General features: G+C 71.5%; 14 protein-coding genes. 6 read left to right on the forward strand and 8 right to left on the reverse strand.

The genetic code is table 11. The annotated features are described in order from the left end of the window. Window positions 1-51: 51 nt before the first annotated feature. The 4 genes from ACWGDB_RS33560 to ACWGDB_RS33575 all read left to right on the forward strand — a co-directional run bounded on the left by ACWGDB_RS33560 (window position 52) and on the right by ACWGDB_RS33575 (window position 3,327). Window positions 52-366 carry a hypothetical protein gene (locus ACWGDB_RS33560; RefSeq protein WP_453825909.1) on the forward strand — a complete coding sequence of 105 codons (315 nt, stop codon included), beginning with the start codon at window positions 52-54 and terminating at the stop codon, window positions 364-366. Between the two features lie 205 nt (window positions 367-571). Further along, window positions 572-2,236 (forward strand): energy-dependent translational throttle protein EttA, encoded by a 1,665-nt coding sequence (ettA, locus tag ACWGDB_RS33565; RefSeq protein ID WP_328881580.1) that lies wholly within the window; start codon window positions 572-574, stop codon window positions 2,234-2,236. Between the two features lie 6 nt (window positions 2,237-2,242). Then, complete coding sequence (locus ACWGDB_RS33570) at window positions 2,243-2,662, forward strand: acyl-CoA thioesterase (protein WP_453825910.1); 420 nt, start codon at window positions 2,243-2,245, stop codon at window positions 2,660-2,662. Continuing rightward, window positions 2,659-3,327, forward strand: a complete 669-nt coding sequence (locus tag ACWGDB_RS33575; RefSeq protein WP_453825911.1) for a hypothetical protein — start codon at window positions 2,659-2,661, stop codon at window positions 3,325-3,327. The genes ACWGDB_RS33570 and ACWGDB_RS33575 overlap by 4 nt, the downstream gene beginning before the upstream one ends. Before the next feature lie 8 nt (window positions 3,328-3,335). Here ACWGDB_RS33575 and ACWGDB_RS33580 read toward each other — a convergent pair whose 3' ends face one another. Continuing rightward, window positions 3,336-3,740, reverse strand: coding sequence for a globin (locus tag ACWGDB_RS33580; RefSeq protein ID WP_328427595.1), 405 nt, complete (start codon window positions 3,738-3,740; stop codon window positions 3,336-3,338). A 142-nt stretch (window positions 3,741-3,882) separates the two neighbouring features. Between ACWGDB_RS33580 and ACWGDB_RS33585 the strand changes: the two genes are divergently transcribed. Continuing rightward, window positions 3,883-4,869, forward strand: a complete 987-nt coding sequence (locus tag ACWGDB_RS33585; RefSeq protein WP_453825912.1) for a methyltransferase domain-containing protein — start codon at window positions 3,883-3,885, stop codon at window positions 4,867-4,869. 103 nt (window positions 4,870-4,972) lie between these two features. Here ACWGDB_RS33585 and ACWGDB_RS33590 read toward each other — a convergent pair whose 3' ends face one another. The 4 genes from ACWGDB_RS33590 to ACWGDB_RS33605 all read right to left on the reverse strand — a co-directional run bounded on the left by ACWGDB_RS33590 (window position 4,973) and on the right by ACWGDB_RS33605 (window position 11,841). Then, window positions 4,973-6,460 carry an FHA domain-containing protein gene (locus ACWGDB_RS33590; RefSeq protein WP_453825913.1) on the reverse strand — a complete coding sequence of 496 codons (1,488 nt, stop codon included), beginning with the start codon at window positions 6,458-6,460 and terminating at the stop codon, window positions 4,973-4,975. 104 nt (window positions 6,461-6,564) lie between these two features. Then, window positions 6,565-7,911: a vWA domain-containing protein gene (locus ACWGDB_RS33595; protein ID WP_453825914.1), complete on the reverse strand. Its 1,347-nt coding sequence runs from the start codon at window positions 7,909-7,911 to the stop codon at window positions 6,565-6,567. A gap of 96 nt (window positions 7,912-8,007) precedes the next feature. Further along, the gene (locus ACWGDB_RS33600; RefSeq protein ID WP_453825915.1) at window positions 8,008-9,609 is read right to left on the reverse strand and encodes a protein phosphatase 2C domain-containing protein; all 1,602 of its coding nucleotides are present in this window, start codon (window positions 9,607-9,609) and stop codon (window positions 8,008-8,010) included. A 3-nt stretch (window positions 9,610-9,612) separates the two neighbouring features. Continuing rightward, complete coding sequence (locus tag ACWGDB_RS33605) at window positions 9,613-11,841, reverse strand: tetratricopeptide repeat protein (RefSeq protein ID WP_453825916.1); 2,229 nt, start codon at window positions 11,839-11,841, stop codon at window positions 9,613-9,615. Here ACWGDB_RS33605 and ACWGDB_RS33610 point away from each other — a divergent pair. Next, the gene (locus tag ACWGDB_RS33610) at window positions 11,816-12,130 is read left to right on the forward strand and encodes a hypothetical protein (protein ID WP_453825917.1); all 315 of its coding nucleotides are present in this window, start codon (window positions 11,816-11,818) and stop codon (window positions 12,128-12,130) included. The two genes, ACWGDB_RS33605 and ACWGDB_RS33610, sit on opposite strands and share 26 nt — an antisense overlap. Window positions 12,131-12,175: 45 nt before the next feature. On the opposite strand, the gene ACWGDB_RS33615 is transcribed toward ACWGDB_RS33610, so the two are convergent. The 3 genes from ACWGDB_RS33615 to ACWGDB_RS33625 all read right to left on the reverse strand — a co-directional run bounded on the left by ACWGDB_RS33615 (window position 12,176) and on the right by ACWGDB_RS33625 (window position 16,141). Next, window positions 12,176-13,507, reverse strand: a complete 1,332-nt coding sequence (locus ACWGDB_RS33615; protein ID WP_453825918.1) for a hypothetical protein — start codon at window positions 13,505-13,507, stop codon at window positions 12,176-12,178. Between the two features lie 100 nt (window positions 13,508-13,607). After that, a complete protein-coding gene (locus ACWGDB_RS33620) occupies window positions 13,608-14,726 on the reverse strand; it encodes a glutamate ABC transporter substrate-binding protein (protein WP_453825919.1) in 1,119 nt (372 codons plus the stop codon). Window positions 14,727-14,740: 14 nt separating this feature from the next. Next, window positions 14,741-16,141: a hypothetical protein gene (locus ACWGDB_RS33625; protein WP_453825920.1), complete on the reverse strand. Its 1,401-nt coding sequence runs from the start codon at window positions 16,139-16,141 to the stop codon at window positions 14,741-14,743. Window positions 16,142-16,561: the final 420 nt, after the last annotated feature.

The following is a 16,561-nucleotide window of genomic DNA, read 5'->3' on the forward strand; positions in this document are numbered from 1 at the left end:
CGCGCCAAGCGCCTCCCAAGCCCCTGTCGCTCACTGCGTCATGATCTGTGGATGGATGAGTACGCATGGCCCACGGGCCCGGACCTGCCGGACGCAGACGTAGTCATCGGGAGCTGGGCGGCGACGGTCGCAGCTCTACCGGTGGGGACCCACATAACTGGAGAGGTCATTGGCCGACAGCCCTTTGGCGTCTTCATACGTATAGAAGGTGTGCCCGTCGTCGTGGCGCTGGCCGAGATCTCGGCCATGCCGCCAGGGATGGATCTACCCGCTCTGGGGGCCTCCGTGGAGGGCGAAGTCTTCTGGCACAGCCGCGGTTATCAGGTGAGGGTCAGGCTGGATGAGTGGCGGACGTCTGCCGAGTGATCATTTCTTGGGCCGTCCCTGGGCCGTGCGAGGGTGCCCGAGGCCGACCGGCGGCGACCGACGTTGACAGCCGAGCCAGAGCCGCCAACAGCGAAACCGCAGGTCAGCGCCCCCCGCCCATACCCGTTTCCCCCGAGGGGTGGCGATCCGGCAAGATGGGGTGTATCTGCCCACTGCCTGATTTCAAGCTGCCGGACGGTTTCTCTTGGCTGAGTTCATTTACACCATGCGCAAGGCGCGCAAAGCGCACGGCGACAAGGTGATCCTCGACGACGTCACCCTGAACTTCCTCCCCGGAGCGAAGATCGGCGTCGTCGGCCCGAACGGCGCCGGTAAGTCGACGATCCTGAAGATCATGGCGGGGCTGGAGCAGCCCTCGAACGGTGAGGCGTTCCTGTCGCCGGGGTACACCGTCGGGATCCTGATGCAGGAGCCCAAGCTCAACGAGGAGAAGACCGTCCTGGAGAACGTCCAGGAGGGTGTCGCCGAGGTCAAGGGCAAGCTCGACCGGTTCAACGAGATCGCCGAGCTGATGGCCACCGACTACTCCGACGCGCTTCTCGAAGAGATGGGCAAGCTCCAGGAGGACCTCGACCACGCCAACGCGTGGGACCTCGACGCCCAGCTCGAGCAGGCCATGGACGCGCTCGGGTGCCCGGCCGGCGACTGGCCCGTCGTCAACCTCTCCGGCGGTGAGAAGCGCCGCGTCGCGCTGTGCAAGCTGCTGCTGGAAGCCCCTGACCTGCTGCTGCTCGACGAGCCCACCAACCACCTCGACGCCGAGTCCGTGAACTGGCTGGAGCAGCACCTCGCCAAGTACGAGGGCACCATCGTGGCCGTGACCCACGACCGGTACTTCCTCGACAACGTGGCCGGCTGGATCTGCGAGGTCGACCGCGGCCGGCTCCACGGCTACGAGGGCAACTACTCCAAGTACCTGGAGACCAAGCAGACCCGTCTCAAGGTCGAGGGCCAGAAGGACGCCAAGCGCGCCAAGCGGCTCAAGGAAGAGCTGGAGTGGGTGCGGTCCAACGCCAAGGGGCGTCAGGCCAAGTCCAAGGCGCGCCTCGCTCGCTACGAGGAGATGGCCGCCGAGGCCGACAAGATGCGGAAGCTGGACTTCGAGGAGATCCAGATCCCGCCGGGCCCGCGTCTGGGCAGCATCGTCGTGGAGGTCAACAACCTCAGCAAGGCCTTCGGCGAGAAGGTTCTCATCGACGATCTTTCGTTCACGCTTCCGCGTAACGGGATCGTCGGTGTCATCGGCCCCAACGGCGCCGGCAAGACCACCCTCTTCAAGATGATCCAGGGTCTGGAGACGCCCGACTCCGGCAGCATCAAGGTCGGCGACACCGTCAAGATCTCGTACGTCGACCAGAGCCGCGAGAACATCGACCCGAAGAAGAGCCTGTGGGCCGTGGTCTCCGACGAGCTCGACTACATCAACGTCGGCCAGGTCGAGATGCCCTCGCGGGCGTACGTCTCGGCCTTCGGCTTCAAGGGTCCCGACCAGCAGAAGGCGGCCGGCGTCCTCTCCGGTGGTGAGCGCAACCGCCTCAACCTCGCGCTCACCCTCAAGCAGGGCGGCAACCTGCTGCTCCTCGACGAGCCGACGAACGACCTGGACGTCGAGACGCTGTCGAGTCTCGAGAACGCGCTGCTGGAGTTCCCGGGTGCGGCCGTGGTCGTCTCCCACGACCGCTGGTTCCTCGACCGGGTCGCCACGCACATCCTCGCCTACGAGGGCGAGTCCAAGTGGTTCTGGTTCGAGGGCAACTTCGAGTCGTACGAGAAGAACAAGGTCGAGCGGCTCGGCGCGGACGCCACCCGTCCGCACCGCGCCACCTACAAGAAGCTGACCCGGGGCTGATCGATCTTGCGCCACATATACCGCTGCCCCCTGCGCTGGTCCGACATGGACGCGTACGGACACGTCAACAACGCGGTCTTCGTCCGTTACCTGGAGGAAGCCCGCATCGACTTCCTGTTCCGTCCGGAGAAGGACTTCAAGCAGGGGTCGGTGGTGGCGCGCCACGAGATCGACTACAAGCGGCAGCTCGTCCACCGGCACCACCCGGTGGACATCGAGCTGTGGGTCAGTGAGATCAGGGCCGCGTCCTTCACCATCACGTACGAGGTGAAGGACGACGACCTGGTCTACGTCCGGGCGTCGACGGTGGTCGTGCCGTTCGACTTCGAGGCGGAACGGCCGCGCCGGCTCACCGCGGAGGAGAAGGAGTTCCTCCGCGAGTACACGGACGACGCGGATGCCGAGGAGGAGGCCGTCGCCGCATGACGGTGCTCCACCTCGCCGACGAGGGGGAGGCAGCGGATCTCGCGGCCTTCCTCTCCCGGCTGCTCCACTACGACCGTGGAGCCGCGGTGCGCCTGCAGGCAGCCGGCACCGCGCTCGCCGTCTTCGGACGGCCACCGTCCTTCGAGGTGCTGGCGATCCGCGCGGTACGGCTCGCGAAGCCGTACGAGAACGGGCTCGACGTCACCCTGGACGTGACCGTCTCCGCGGGTGAACTCCTGGAGTCCGTCGATGAGTCGGCGGCCACCGCGATCGTGCCGGAGGCCGTGACCGGGCCGCCGTGGGCCGGGGTGCTCCCGCCGCGCGGCGGATGGCGTCCGGTGCCGGGGCTGCCCGAGCCCGATGCCCTGCGGGCGATGATCGGTGCCGGTGTCGCGGAGTTCCGGTCGCGTACCCAGGAGTTGGCGGCCGAGCAGCGCACCCGGGCCGAACTCGACCGGGTCGGGCGCGAGATCTGGTCCCGGACCGTCGGGGACACCCATCTGCCGGTGCGGGCCGTGCACGCGGCCCAGTCGCTGGGATTCCTGCGCGCCACCAGGGAGCTCGCCCTGTTCTCGTCCGGTGGGTGGCTACGGCTGCGTACGCCGTACGGGTCGATCGCCGTACGGCGTGCGGGACTCGGCACCCTGGATGTCAGCGTCCGCTGACCGCCGGCTCAGCCCGCGGTGTTCACCATCGACGCCGCCGCGTACGTCAGGTAGTTCCACAGCGTCCGCTCGTGCTCCTCGGAGAGGCCGAGCTCGTCGACGGCGTCCCGCATGTGCTTCAGCCAGGCGTCGTGGGCCGCGCGGTCGACGGTGAACGGGGCGTGGCGCATCCGCAGGCGGGGGTGGCCGCGGTTCTCGCTGTACGTCGTCGGGCCGCCCCAGTACTGGATCAGGAACAGCGTGAGACGCTCCTCGGCCGGGCCCAGGTCCTCCTCGGGGTACATGGGCTTCAGCAGGGGGTCCTCGGCCACACCCTGGTAGAAACGGTGGACGAGGCGGCGGAAGGTCTCCTCCCCGCCGACCTGCTCGTAAAAGGTCTGCTCCTGAAGCGTGCCGCGCCGAATCTCATTCACCCGTCCATGGTCTCAGACGCGCGGACGGAGGACCTGAGGCCTAGGACCAGCGGTCGTGAAGGGCTGGCCGGCCCGAGTGACGCGTTCCGGATCGTCCGGCGGAGTGCTCGCCTCGCGGCGTCCGGCGCAGGACAGTGGACGTATGAGCGCGCACGCTCTCGACCATGACCTGGACGACCTCGCCGCCTCGGCGCGAGCCGCGCTGGTGCGCGCGATCGACGCCGACGGGGCGTGGAGCGCGGACCCGCGGTGGCGGGACGTCTTCGCCGCCGTGCCACGGCATCTGTTCGTGCCGTACTACTACGTCGGCGTCGCCGGCGGCTACGAGCGCCGCTGGGGGCAGAGCCCCGACCCGGCCGCGCGTGAGCGGTGGATACGCGGCGCGTACGCCGACACCCCCCTCGCCACCCGGCTGCGCGACGGCGAGCTGCTCTCCTCCAGCAGCCAGCCGTCCCTGATGGCGATGATGCTGGTCGCGCTGGAGGTGACGGACGGCGACCGCGTCCTGGAGATCGGCGCGGGCACGGGCTACAACGCCGCCCTGCTCGCCCGCCGGCTCGGCGACGACGACCTCGTCACCAGCATCGACCTGGAACCGGAGATCACCGAGTCGGCCCGGCGGCATCTGACGGCGGCCGGGTACCACCCCGTCGTCGTCACGGGCGACGGGGCGCGCGGCGTGCCCGAGCGCGCTCCCTTCGATCGCATCATCGCCACGTGCGCTCTGCCGTCGATCCCGCGCGCCTGGCTCGCCCAGTGCCGCCCCGGCGCCCGCCTCCTCACACCGCTCGCCACCGGCCTGCTCGCCCTCACCGTCCAGGACGCCGAGCACGCCGAAGGGCGCTTCCTGCACACACCCGCCTACTTCGTGCCGCTGCGCGGCGGTATCCGGACCGAGCCGGAGTCCTCGCCCGTGGCCGGGCTGCCGCGCCGGGCCCGGGAGCACGAGCTGTTCCGTTTCCTGCTGGCCCTGACCCGCGGCAGCCTCGATCCGCAGGAGGCGTACGCACTGTGGGAGCGCGAGGGGCAGCCGCAGCGGGAGCGGTACGGGATCACCGTGCGCGGCGAGCACGAGTGGGCCTGGCTGGACGAACCGGAGGGACCGTACGCCTGGCCGCTGCCCGGCTGAAACGCCGGGAGGGGGCGGTCGTACGGCACTTTCACGCCGTACGACCGCCCCCTCCCGGTCTCACATTCGAGCCGCGTCCGGAGCCGGCCGGTCGTGCTCGGACCTAGCCGCGCCGGATCGTGATCGTCGTCCACGCCCCCACGTGCACCCGGTCGCCGTCCTGCAGCGGCACCGGCACGAAGGGCTGGATGGGCTCCTCGGAGTTGTTCACCGTGGTGCCGTTCGTCGAGTTCTGGTCGACGACCGCCCAGGTGCCGTCCGGCTGCTGGACCAGGACCGCGTGCTGGTGCGAGACGCCCGGGTCCTCCGGCGGCACCGACAGGTCGATGTCGGGGGTGTCGCCGGTTGAGTGGCGGCGGCGGCCGATGGTGACCTGGTTGCCGGTGAGTGTGCGCTGCTGCTCGGGCGAGTACGCGGGCAGGTTCAGGCCCGCGGCCTCGGGGCCGGAGCGATGCATCATCGCCATGAAGTACTCACGGTCCGGACCGATCGTCGCCAGCCAGGTAGTCGGCTGCTGCGGGTAGCCCTGACCGGGCGGCGGGGCCTGGATGGCGCCGGGCTGCGGATAGCCGTAGCCGCCCTGGGCGGGGCCACCGGGAGCGCCCGGTGCGCCGGGTCCGGACGAGGGCGGTGAGATCACCCAGTCGTCGTCACCGCCGCCGAAGGACGGGCCGCCCTGCGGCGGGCGGTTCGCCTCCTGCGGGAACCCGTGCGGGGCCGGCGGAGCGGACGGGCTTGCCTGCTGGAAGGCCTGCGGACCACCGCTGGTCGCGCCCGGACCGCCGGGCGGCGTGGGCCCGGGCGGCGGCGGAACCTGCCGCGAGGGGTCGCCGAAGGGGTCGCCGAAGACGGAGGGGCCGCCTCCAGGGCCACCGTGACCGCCAGGGGCACCGGGGTTGGTGGCACCCGGGCCGCCGGGGCCCGGACCGAAGCCGCCCGGGGCGCCGCCGGGGCCGCCGAAGCCCTGACCAGGGCCGGGGCCACCGGCACCGGGACCACCCGGGCCGCCCTGGCCGCCGGGACCAGGACCACCCTGGCCACCCGGAGCGCCAGGTCCGCCCGGTCCCGGAGGCTCCGCGCCGAACGGCGGGATCGGCTCCGCGGGGCGGTTCATCTGGGACGGGCGCGAGCCCTGGTAGTCGTACGAGTCACCGCCGCCGAACGACGGCGGGGGCCCCGACTGCTGCTGGAAGTGCGAGGGCAGACCCGGGCCGCCGGGCGCCGGGGGGCGCGGGGCCGCGGGGGTGTACGAGGTCGCCGTGTTGGTCAGGAAGTTCCACCGGCACTCCTCGCAGAACGGCGCACCGCCCTCACGGGGCGTACGGCACTGCGGGCAGAGCTCCGGCTCCGGTACGGCGGAAGGACGCGGGGGGCCGCCGGGCTGACCGGCGTTCGGACCACCGAACGGACCACCGGGAGCAGCGCCGCCGGGGCCACCGGGACCGGGGCCGCCGGGCGGCGGGAAGCCGTAGCCGCCACCGGGCGGGGGCGGCGGCGGAGGGGGCGGAGGTACGGCACCGGCCATGCGGTGACCGCAGACCTCGCACCAGTCGTCGGAACCCGACTGGTGTCCGTTCGGGCAGGTCGGCATGTCGGCGCTTCCCCCTCTCCTTTTCCGGCCGCTCACGACCGGATTTCTCCGACCCCAAGGGGTCAGGCTCGATCCTTTTCAGGGTCCTGCTGGGTCCTGCTAGGTCACTTCTTTACACGAACAGTCTTTGTGGACCGTGTCTCGAGAGTCATCTCGTCGGCCTCCGCGACCTTCGCCTTCAGTCGCACAGTACCCGCCGCGGCGTCGACCACGTCCACCACCTTCGCAAGGAGTTTCGCCGTATCGGCATTTCCGGAGGCGCCGGCGAGCTGAACGGCGCGGCCCAGTTTGGCCGTTGCTCCATCGATATCGCCCGACTTGCGAAGATCGAGGCCTTGTTGGATGACTTGCGCCAGTTCGGCCTGGCCGGTGTAGTGGGCGACCTGAGGGTTGATCGACGTCGAGGCGACCATGTCGTCGGTCCATACGGCCCGTACGAGGCCCTGCGCGCCCAGGTTCTGCGCGGTGCCGTCGGACTGCGGGATGACCAGGGAGACCCGGGCGGCGAGCATCTCCCGGCCCAGGCCGGCGGCGGGCACCTCGACGCATACGTGGTAGTCACGGGACTCGTCGCCCCAAGAGCCCGTGGGGTAGTCACCGGCGCGCGGGCCGGCCTCGGTGCGGCGGTCGGTCAAGTCCTCGACCGTCGGCGCGACTTGCTTGACGAACTTGATGGTCGTGCCCACCGGGGTCCACACCCGCAGGGCGACGTCCGCGACCTCCTTGCCCATCGCGGTCTCCATCATCTGTGTGAAGTCGGCGGCGAGACCGGCCGGATCGGAGACGATGTCGGAGCTGCCGAGCAGTGCGGAGGCGATGGCTGTGACTTCTTTCACTTCCCAGTCGGTGCCCACGCCCCGGGCGTCACAGGTGAAGCGTCCGGCACAGGCGTCGAGGGCGGATGTGAGGTCCTGAGCCGACTCGTGCTCGTTGCGGCCGTCGGTGAGCAGGATGCCGTGCCGGATCGCGACGTCGGCCGAGGACAGCAGGCGGTCGGCGAGCCGCAGCCAGGTGCCGATGGCCGTACCGCCGCCCGCGCTGAGCCTGCGCAGCGCCTGCTTGGCCTGATCGCGGGTGGCGGCGTCGGCGACCGCCAGACGGCCGCCGCCCGGGTACACCTCCTTGGCCACGTGCGTGCCGTCGATCACCGCGAAGTGCACGCCGTCGCGCAGGGTGTCGATCGCGGCGGCCGTGGCGTCGCGGGCGTTGCGCATCTTGGTCGGCGGGTAGTCCATCGAGCCCGAGCAGTCGACCATGATCGCCACGCCCGCGGACGGGCCCTGACCCGGCGAGTAGAGGTGCGGCGCGGCGACCGCGCTGCCGACCGTGCCGCCGCCGGTCGCGGTCACCGTGACGATCGCGTTGACCTCGCGGCCGTTCTCCGGGAGGTACTCGTTCTGGTACACGTCCACGGAGAACTGCGGCACATTTGATTTCGAGAAGTTGGCCATACGTTCTCAAATCCCCCTAAAGAACCCCGTGGTGGGGCTATGGCTGTCGACGGACCGGTCCCCTCCGGTCCGATGAGGCCGTCCCCGCAGTTGGCCTCAGGCCGATCCTGCCCCCATCGGCGGCGCCGGGAACGGCAGGACGGCCACTGTTACGTTGTCGTGGCCCCCGCCGTCGAGCGCGTGTCCGACGAGGACCTGGGCGCTGTGCAGGGGGCGCGCGGCGGCGTCGAGGGGCACGACGTCGGCCATGTCGTCGGCCGCCTCCGCGTAGTTCCACAGCCCGTCCGTGCACACCACCACCACACCCGGCCGGTCCGGCTTGAAGGAAGCGGTGTGCGGCTCCAGTTCGTAGGCGTCCGCGCCGAGCCAGCCCGTGATGGCGTGGGCGCGCTCGTCGGCGTACGCCTCGGCCTCGTTCATCAGACCCGCGGCGACCATCTGCGCCGCCCAGGAGTCGTCCTCGGTGAGCCGGGCCGGGGGTGTGCTGCGGTCCACCGGGACCCAGTAGGCCCGGCTGTCGCCGACCCAGCCGACGACCAGCAGGCCCGCGGTGACGATGGCGCCGACGTAGGTGCAGGCCGGCGCGTTCTGGTGCGGGGCCTGCTCGCGGGCCGTGGCCGGCTCGTTGGCGAGCGCGTTGACCGCGTTGGAGGCGGCGATGATCGCGTCGTGCATGGCCTGCTGCGGGTGTGCGCCGCGCGGCAGGGCGGCCAGCAGTGACTCGCTCGCGGCCCGGGAGGCGGCCATCGATGCGTCGTCGGGGCGGGTCGCCGAGGACACGCCGTCGCAGACGATCGCCAGGACCGCGGGCCGGCCGTCGGGCAGCGCGGTGCAGCCGACGGCGAACGCGTCCTCGTTGCGGTGGTGGCGCAGGCCGCGGTCGCTGACGGCGGCGACGGGGCCGGCGTCCTGCTCCATGTGGTCGCGTTCGCGAGGCTGGGCGTGCCCGCAGTTCTCGCAGTACCCGTCGTGGTCGACACGGCCCGCGCGGCACGCCACGCACACCTTGGTGCCCTCGGGCGGGGTCGGCGCGGCGGGGGACACCCGTGGGTCGGGTGCCTGCAGCGCGTACTCGTCCGGCTCGGGACCGGCGTACCCGTCGGGCTCCGCACGGGCGTACTCGTCGGGCTGCGGGGGGCGGTCGAAACGGACGCCGGAGGCCGGGGAGTCGGGGGAGCCCGTCGGGGGCGGAGGGCCGTCGGGGGCGGGGGGCGTCTGCGGGCCGCTGGGCGCGGTGGGGCCGCCCGGGGCCGGGACGCTGGGGTGGCCGGGTGGTGCGTGGTGGCCGGGGGCAGGAAGCGTGCCCGGGACGCCGTGGTTGCCCGGCGCCGGGACGCCCGGTGTGCCGTGCGCGGCGTCCGGAGCGGTCGCCGCCGGCGGGATCTGCGGGGCGGGCGGCGGCGCCTGCGGAGGCGGGGGCGTGCCCGGGGGCAGGTCGCGGCCGCCGGAGTCGGTGCCGGGGAGGTCCGTCGGCAGATGGGCGGCCTCGGAGGCGGAGCCGTCCGGGGCGGCGACGGGCCAGTCCGCGCCGGGCGCGGCAGGCGGCGGCACCGAGCCGTTCATGGCGATGGTCGGATGGTCGTCCGGCCGTACGGGCACGGCGGACAGGTCATATCCGCACGCACCGCAGAAACGGTCACCCGACTCGAGCGGCCATTCGCAGCTCGGGCAGGCGGACAGCTGGGGCATCTGCGACATCAACTACACCCACGTCCGGGGGCGGTAACGGTTGGCACGTTCCACCAGGTCGATCCTCTCCTCGCCGCCCCGCGCGAGCCGGGCCAGCGTGCGGTACGAACGTTCCAGGCCGAAACGCAGTCCCCGCTCGTCCAGACCGCTGCCGAGCAGCGTCCGTCCTCCGGCGGCGGCAGACGGGGCGGAACCCTGGCCACCGGAGAGTATCCAGTCCAGCGCGCAACCGAGCACTTCCGCCGACAACTGCTCCCGGCGCGCCGGGTCCAGACCATACGCGTCCAGCGCCTCGACCTGGCCCGCGGCGGCGGTCAGGTCGTCCAGGAACGGTACGTCGGCGGCGGCCGCCGTGCGTTGACGCAGCCGGGCTCGGACGGCCGCCACGCGTGCGGCCGTGTAGTGAATGGAGCTCTCCGGAACCGACTCCAGGGTCCCCACGGCGCCGCGGCGGTCGCCGGTCGCGAGCTGGACGCGGGCGAGACCGAAGGCCGCGCTCACAAAGCTGGGGTCGGTGGACCACACCAGCCGGTAGTACTCGGCGGCGTTGTCCAGCTGGCCCAGCACCTCCGCGCACAGGCCCAGGGCCAGCTTGGGTGCGGGTTCGCCGGGGAAGGCGTCGTAGATCGCGTCGAAGGCGAGCGCGGCTCCCTCGTGGTCGCCGGTGCCGAGGGCCGCCACGCCGCGGTACCAGACCACCCGCCAGTCGTCGGGCCGCTCGTCCTCCAGTTCCAGCAGCTGTTCGTGCGCGGTGCGGCTGTCGCCGTTCTCCAGCCAGGCCCGCACCTGCCGCAGCCGTGTCTCGGTCGACGGCGCCGGCGCGGCGGCGAGGGCGCCGAGCAGCTCGGCCGGCGCGGTGGTCATCAGACCGGCGAGGAAACCGGCGTTGGGGTCGGCGGGGTCGACGTGGGGGACCGGCATCGCGAGGGCGGCGACGGGGGCGTCGACGACCTTGACGATGCCGGCGCCCGCCGCGGCACCGGCGGCCAGGGCGTTCGCAGGGACGTTGGCGAAGGCGGCGGCACCCTTCCCTGCCGGTGCCACCCGCGCCCCCAGCCGCGAGACCTCCCCGTCCAGCTTGGGGAACAACTCGGTGTCCGTGACCCGTACTTCGGGGCCGAACAGCGTCGACAGGGACGGCCTCGCGCGGCCCGTCTGCAGGGAGACGACCTCGCGCAGGACGCCCGTGAGCTGCTCCGTCATCTCCTGGGCGGAGGCGAACCGGCGGGCCGGGTCGGGGTCGGTGGCGCGGACCAGGAGGCGGTAGAAGGACTCGTACCGGTGGAAGACCTCGATGTTGTCGGGGTCGGGCAGCGAGTCGGCGTAGACGTTCGTGTAGCCCTGGAAGTCGAAGGTCAGGACGGCGAGCGTACGGGCGACCGTGTACAGGTCCGAGGCCACCGACGGGCCGACGTCCGCGACCTCGGGCGCCTGGTAGCCCACCGTGCCGTAGATGGCCGACTCGTCGTCGTCCATCCTGCGTACCGCGCCCATGTCGATCAGCTTGAGCTGGTCCTCGGTCTGGATGGCGTTGTCGACCTTGAAGTCGCAGTACAGGAGGTTGCGGCTGTGCAGGTGGCCGAGGGCCTCCAGCGCCCCGATGCCGTACGCGCACGCCTGCTCCACCGGCAGCGGGTCCCGCTTGCCCGTCCCCGTACGGCGTGAATTGGCGATCTCCTTCAGTGACTTGCCGCCGACGTACTCCATCACGATGTAGCCGTCGAGCGAGCCCGTGCGCTGGTCGAGGTGCTCGACGAAGTTGTAGATCCGCACGATGTTGGCGTGCTCGATCTCCGCGAGGAAGCGCCGCTCGGAGATCGCCGCCGCCATCGCGTCCTGGTCGCCGGTGTCGAGCAGGCCCTTGAGCACCACCCAGCGGTCGGAGACCGCGCGGTCCACGGCGAGGTAGACCCAGCCGAGACCGCCGTGCGCCAGACAGCCCGCGACCTCGTACTGGCCGTGCACGATGTCGCCGGACTTCAGCTTCGGGACGAAGGAGTACGGGTGGCCGCACTTCGTGCAGAAGCCCTCCGTACGGCCCGGCCGGTCGCCGCGGGCCCGGCCGACGGGCGCGCCGCAGTCCGAGCGGGAGCAGAACCGCTTGCGCTCGGGCACCTCAGGGTTCTCCAGCACCATCGCGCGCGGGTCGGGGCGCGGCACGTCCGGGACCTGGACCAGGCCGACGCCGAGCCGCCCGCGGCCGCTGGAGCCGGCCGTGGAGCCGGAGCTGCGCACCGACACCGAGCGGCCCGTGGAACGGCCCGACAGCGAACGCGACAGCCGTCCCGACACCGAACGCCGGGACTTCGACGACTGGGACGACGTACGGGACGACGAACGGGAGCTGGAGCGGCTGCCGGAGCTGCCGCTGCCCGCCGACCCGCGCGACGCCTTGCCGCCGGCCGTCACCCCGGTGGGGGGCGAGCCGACCATGCCGGTCGCCGAGACGACCGGGGCGAGACCGCAGGTGTCGCAGTACAGCTCGCCGCCGCCCACGTCCTCGTACGTCCCGCCGCAGTCCGGTCGCTGACAGCTCTGCTGTGGCTGACTCATGACGACGACACCCCCCTGACCCTCATGATCCCGGCCCCCTCCGGTCCTCGGGTGCGCGCGGCCCCGGCACCCGCCCGCTGCCGAGCAGTTCGGCGGCCGCCTGCTGGTAGCGCAGGACGGCCTGCCCGGCGACGCGCAGGTCGCAGGGCGCGCTCCACAGCATGCGGCGCGCCGCGTCGTACCGCTCGATGAGGAACGGATCCTCCGCCAGGCCGTGCCGGGCCACCTTCGCCTTGTACGCGTCGAGGCGGCCGCGCAGCTCGGCGCGGACCGCCAGGGGCGCGGTGACCGCGGTCAACGACTCGCGGGCGCGCAGCAGTTCGTCGTCCGCCTTCTGCTCGAGGGACTCCAGGAGCGGTGACAGGCGGTGCCACTGGGCGTGTCTGCGGTACTCGGCGGCCGTCGCCAGCTGCTCCTGCAGCACGGTCGGCGGGCCGCTGACGACCGGTACCTCCGTGGCGGCGATCTTCGCCAGCACCTCGCCGCGCGCGGTGCGGGCCTCGGCGAGCGTACGGTCCGCGCGTGACAGCACGTCACGCAGCCGGACCAGCCGCTGCTCGGCATCCTGACGGACCGTCAACACCGCGTCGATCTCACGGCGTACGTCCTCCAGGGCGCGCGCCTCGCGGTCGTAGACCGTGGTGTCCGGCTTGCCGCCGCCCGGCGCCGAACTCCCCTGCGTGGGAATCCAGTACGCGAGCGGGTCGGACACCACCTCCGAGCGCAGCTTGGTGAGCGTGCGCGTGATGCGCTCCAGGTCGTCGCCCGCCGGGTGCTCGCCGGGGCGTACGCCGACGGAGTGCGCGAGCCGACGGGTGCGCTGGAGCTCCGCGGCCAGTAAATCGATACGGGCGGGCAGCGCCGACCACACCGCGTCGGCGGTCACGACCATGTCCAGCGATGTCGCGTACAGCTCGTTCATCCGGTCCACGAGCGTGACGAGCGTGAACTGTTCAGTGAGCCTTCCCGAACCGCCGTGCAGGGTGGGTGCGTTGGCCGTGGCGGTCGCCGAGCCCGCCAGGGTCACCGACTCGCCGCGCAGCAGTTCCGTCAGCTCCACCAGGTCGTCACGGCTGGACCAGCGGCGCCGGGAACGGATCTCTCGGGCGGAGCGCAACGCGTCCGTGTACGCGTCGAAATACGCCCACAGCAGCGTTATCGACGCCTCCGCGGTCGTCCACCGCTCCTTGGTCACACCGGTGAGTTCGGCGCCCTCGAGAAGTCTGCGGCCCGCGTGGTCCTGCAGCGCGAGGAGCGAGGTCTCGATCGCCTCGTGCTCCGCGCCGAGCCGCGCCAGCGCACGGTCCACCTCGTCCCGGTCCATCACCGGCCCGGCGGGGTCCGTGACGCCCATCGATCACCTCTCGCTGCTGTCGTGTTCCGTCGGTTCGGTCTGTTCCTGCTGCGGTGTCTCTTCGTCTGTTCCGGTCAATCGTGCGTCAGTTGATGGTCGGTCACTTGTACTTGGCGTCGGGAGGGGTCGCCGACGCCGACTTCTTGTCGCCCTGATCCATGGTCGGACGCAGCCACTTCTCGTACGACGCCTCCCAGCCGCCGTCCTCGACGTAGTTCTCCAGGGTCCGGTTGACCTGGCGTACCAGATCGTCGGAGCCCAGTTTCATCGCCACGCCGTAGTACTCGTCCGTGAACAGGCCGCCCTTGAGTTCCACCGTCGGGTCCTGCGCGGCCTGGCTGGCCGCGAGCGCGCCGTCGGTGACGACCGCGTCGACCTTGCCGAGCTGCAACTTCACCAGGCAGTCGAGCTGGTTGGGGACGGTGGTCGTGATGTCGGTGGAGTCGGGGAGGTCGCCGGACGTCCGGCCCGCCTCCAGGTTGTCGTACGCCGTGGAACCCTGCGCCGAACACACCTTCCTGTCGGCCAGGGTCTCGTCGAAGCCGGTGATCTTCGAGGTCTTGGGGGCCAGGACCTGCTGGCCGGTGACGAAGTACGGGGCGGAGAAGGCGACTTGCCCGATGCGGTCGCAGTTGATCGTCATGGTGCGGACCACCATGTCGACCTCGCCCTTCTGGATCGCCTCGACACGGCGGCTGGTCGGGATCGCCTTGAACTGCACCGCATCGCGGTCGCCGAGGATGTCCTCGGCGATCCGGTGGACCAGGTCGATGTCGAAGCCCTCCAGCTCGCCGGCGGGGTTGTTCGGGTCGAGGTAGCCCCAGCGGTAGCTGTTGGTGTCGACGCCGACGATCAGGCGGCGGTCCTTGCGGGCCTTGATGGCGTCTACGGTCGGCGTACCGCCGTTCCCGCCGGAGGGGGAGAGGCTCTGGTCCTGCGGGTTCTCGCAGTCCTCCGCCTTCGCCTGGCTGACCCGGGCGAGGCCCTGGCTCCCGGTGGCCGCGTCGTCGTCGCGGTGCTGGGACAGGGGCAGCAGCAGGGCGAAGGTCACCGTCAGGGCGACGACCAGCGCCATCGCGCCCACGCCGCCCCAGCCGCGCAGGCCGGTGCGCAGGCTCCGCCCGAGGTTGCCTGTGCGGGTGCCTGTGCGGGCCCTCGTGGGGGTGCTTGTGCGGATGCCTGTGCCCCGGAGGTGACCCGAGTCATCGCTTGCGTTCATCGTCGTGCCCCCTCTCACCTGTACTCCGACAGCCTGCGGCCGATGCCGAGGACCGCGCCGGCCGCGCCCAGGACCGCGAGGACCGCGGCGCCGGTCGGGAGGCCGGTCAGCGAGTCACGGCCGTCGCTCGCGGCCTGCTTGAACTCGGTCTGTTCGTGCGCGAGCGCTGCCGCCAGGGCCTTGTCGACGTTGTCGAAGCACACGCTCGTCGGCTCCTTCGCGGCGCCGATGACGCGGTCGCGGGCGGCCTGGTAGTTGCCGCTGTTGTTGTCGTCGCGGGCGATGTCGTGGCGGTCCTTCCAGACCTTCATGAAGCCGTTCGCGTCCTGGACGGGCTTCTTGCCGGTCGAGTCGTCCGCGAGATCCTCGGCACGGTTGAGAGCCTTGCCCAGTTGATCGATCTGCTGGTCGTAGCCCCACTCGTACGCGTCCACGACCGTGTCGTCGTCGAGTGTCCTCGTGTCCGCGCCGCGGCGGACCAGGGTCATGTTCTCGTCGCTGCGGGCCGTGAGGGAGGCGATGCGGGCCTCGTGCAGCACGGTCAGGGAGCGGACGCCGTGGTCGTAGGAGTCGTTCAGGCCGGCCCGGGCGATCGTGTGGCTGACGGCGAGCCACAGCAGGACCACCGTGGTGGCGGCCGTGGCCGTGACGAGGCCGTGGTTGAGGACCCTGTTCGTGCGCCGGTAGTTGCGGCGCTGGGCCCAGACGAGGGCGGCGAGGGCGACGATGCCGAGGCCCGCGGCGGCCCACGGGAAGGATTTCGCGTCCGCGTAGTCCTCGCCCAGGCGCTGGTTCTCCGTCTTGTACAGCTTTTCGGCCCTGGGCAGCATGTTCTGCTGCATCATCTCGTTCGCGGCGCGCAGGTATGCGCCGCCGACGGGGTAGCCCTGGCGGTTGTTCGCCCTGGCTGTTTCCACGAGGCCCTTGTACTCCGGGAGGAGTCTGCTGAGTTCCGCGATGGTCTTCGCGGACGGGGAGCCCGGTTCGGAGTTGGCTGCGGCCGTGACGAGTTTCGCCGCGGCCGTGCGGATGTCCTTTTCGTAGCCCTCGCGCATGGTGGGCTTTTCCTGCAGGCCTGCGAGATAGCCGCTGGCCGCTGCGGTGTTGGCGTCCGCCAGGGAGCGGTAGATGTCGGCCGCGTCCGAGCTGAGGGGCTGGCTGCGGTTGAGGACGTCGTCGGCGGCCGTTGCGCGGTCGGTCATCTGCCAGGCGGCTACCGCGCCGAAGGCGATGACGAGGGCGGCGAGGAAGGCGCCGATGATGCGGAGGCGGCCGGGTTCGGTGGTGGCGGCCGCGCGGAGTTGGTCCAGGCCCTCGGCGAAGGCGGTGCGGCGGGGTGGTGTTGCCGGGGGGACGGGGCGGCCGGTGGTGGTGGGGGGTGCCGGGGGTGCGGGCTGGGGTGGCACGGACGGCATGGTGGGTGCGCCTTGTGCCGGGTCGTTTCCCGGTGGTGGTGCCGTGCTGCTCTTCGGCGTCTGTGTCACTGTTGACCTCCCCCGTGGCCATCCGTGCCGCAAGTATCGCTGCCGGGACTGACATCCGCACCGGCCTTCGCTGGATCTTGATCGGATCGCAGTGCGGATCCCGAAATTCCGGGCACACGGGAACCGCTGTGCACGTGCCCCCTGCCCATGAATACGCCGGGGGAATCTGTTCGGTTCCAGGTTCGAGGGGGTACGCGTCGATGCCTGCGGCGGCCTGTGGCGGTTCGGTGGGGGTTCGCGTAGCGCCTGGCGGTGGGTTGTGGGTCGGGGCCGTGCCGGGGGGTGTCCGTCCTCGGACCGGCGGTTGGGGTTGGGCAGGGTGGTTTTCGTTTCTTGACGCCGGCCACTGCG

The sequence above is a fragment of the Streptomyces sp. NPDC055013 genome, assembly GCF_053608645.1.

Excerpts from the sequence above, each read along its gene's own strand:
- ACWGDB_RS33560 (WP_453825909.1), top strand. The coding sequence starts at position 52 with ATGGATGAGTACGCATGGCCCACGGGCCCGGACCTGCCGGACGCAGAC.
- ACWGDB_RS33615 (WP_453825918.1), bottom strand. The coding sequence starts at position 13,507 with ATGGGCGTCACGGACCCCGCCGGGCCGGTGATGGACCGGGACGAGGTG.
- ACWGDB_RS33595 (WP_453825914.1), bottom strand. The coding sequence starts at position 7,911 with ATGGCCAACTTCTCGAAATCAAATGTGCCGCAGTTCTCCGTGGACGTG.
- ACWGDB_RS33620 (WP_453825919.1), bottom strand. The coding sequence starts at position 14,726 with ATGAACGCAAGCGATGACTCGGGTCACCTCCGGGGCACAGGCATCCGC.
- ACWGDB_RS33625 (WP_453825920.1), bottom strand. The coding sequence starts at position 16,141 with ATGCCGTCCGTGCCACCCCAGCCCGCACCCCCGGCACCCCCCACCACC.
- ACWGDB_RS33585 (WP_453825912.1), top strand. The coding sequence starts at position 3,883 with ATGAGCGCGCACGCTCTCGACCATGACCTGGACGACCTCGCCGCCTCG.
- ACWGDB_RS33600 (WP_453825915.1), bottom strand. The coding sequence starts at position 9,609 with ATGTCGCAGATGCCCCAGCTGTCCGCCTGCCCGAGCTGCGAATGGCCG.
- ACWGDB_RS33575 (WP_453825911.1), top strand. The coding sequence starts at position 2,659 with ATGACGGTGCTCCACCTCGCCGACGAGGGGGAGGCAGCGGATCTCGCG.
- ACWGDB_RS33590 (WP_453825913.1), bottom strand. The coding sequence starts at position 6,460 with ATGCCGACCTGCCCGAACGGACACCAGTCGGGTTCCGACGACTGGTGC.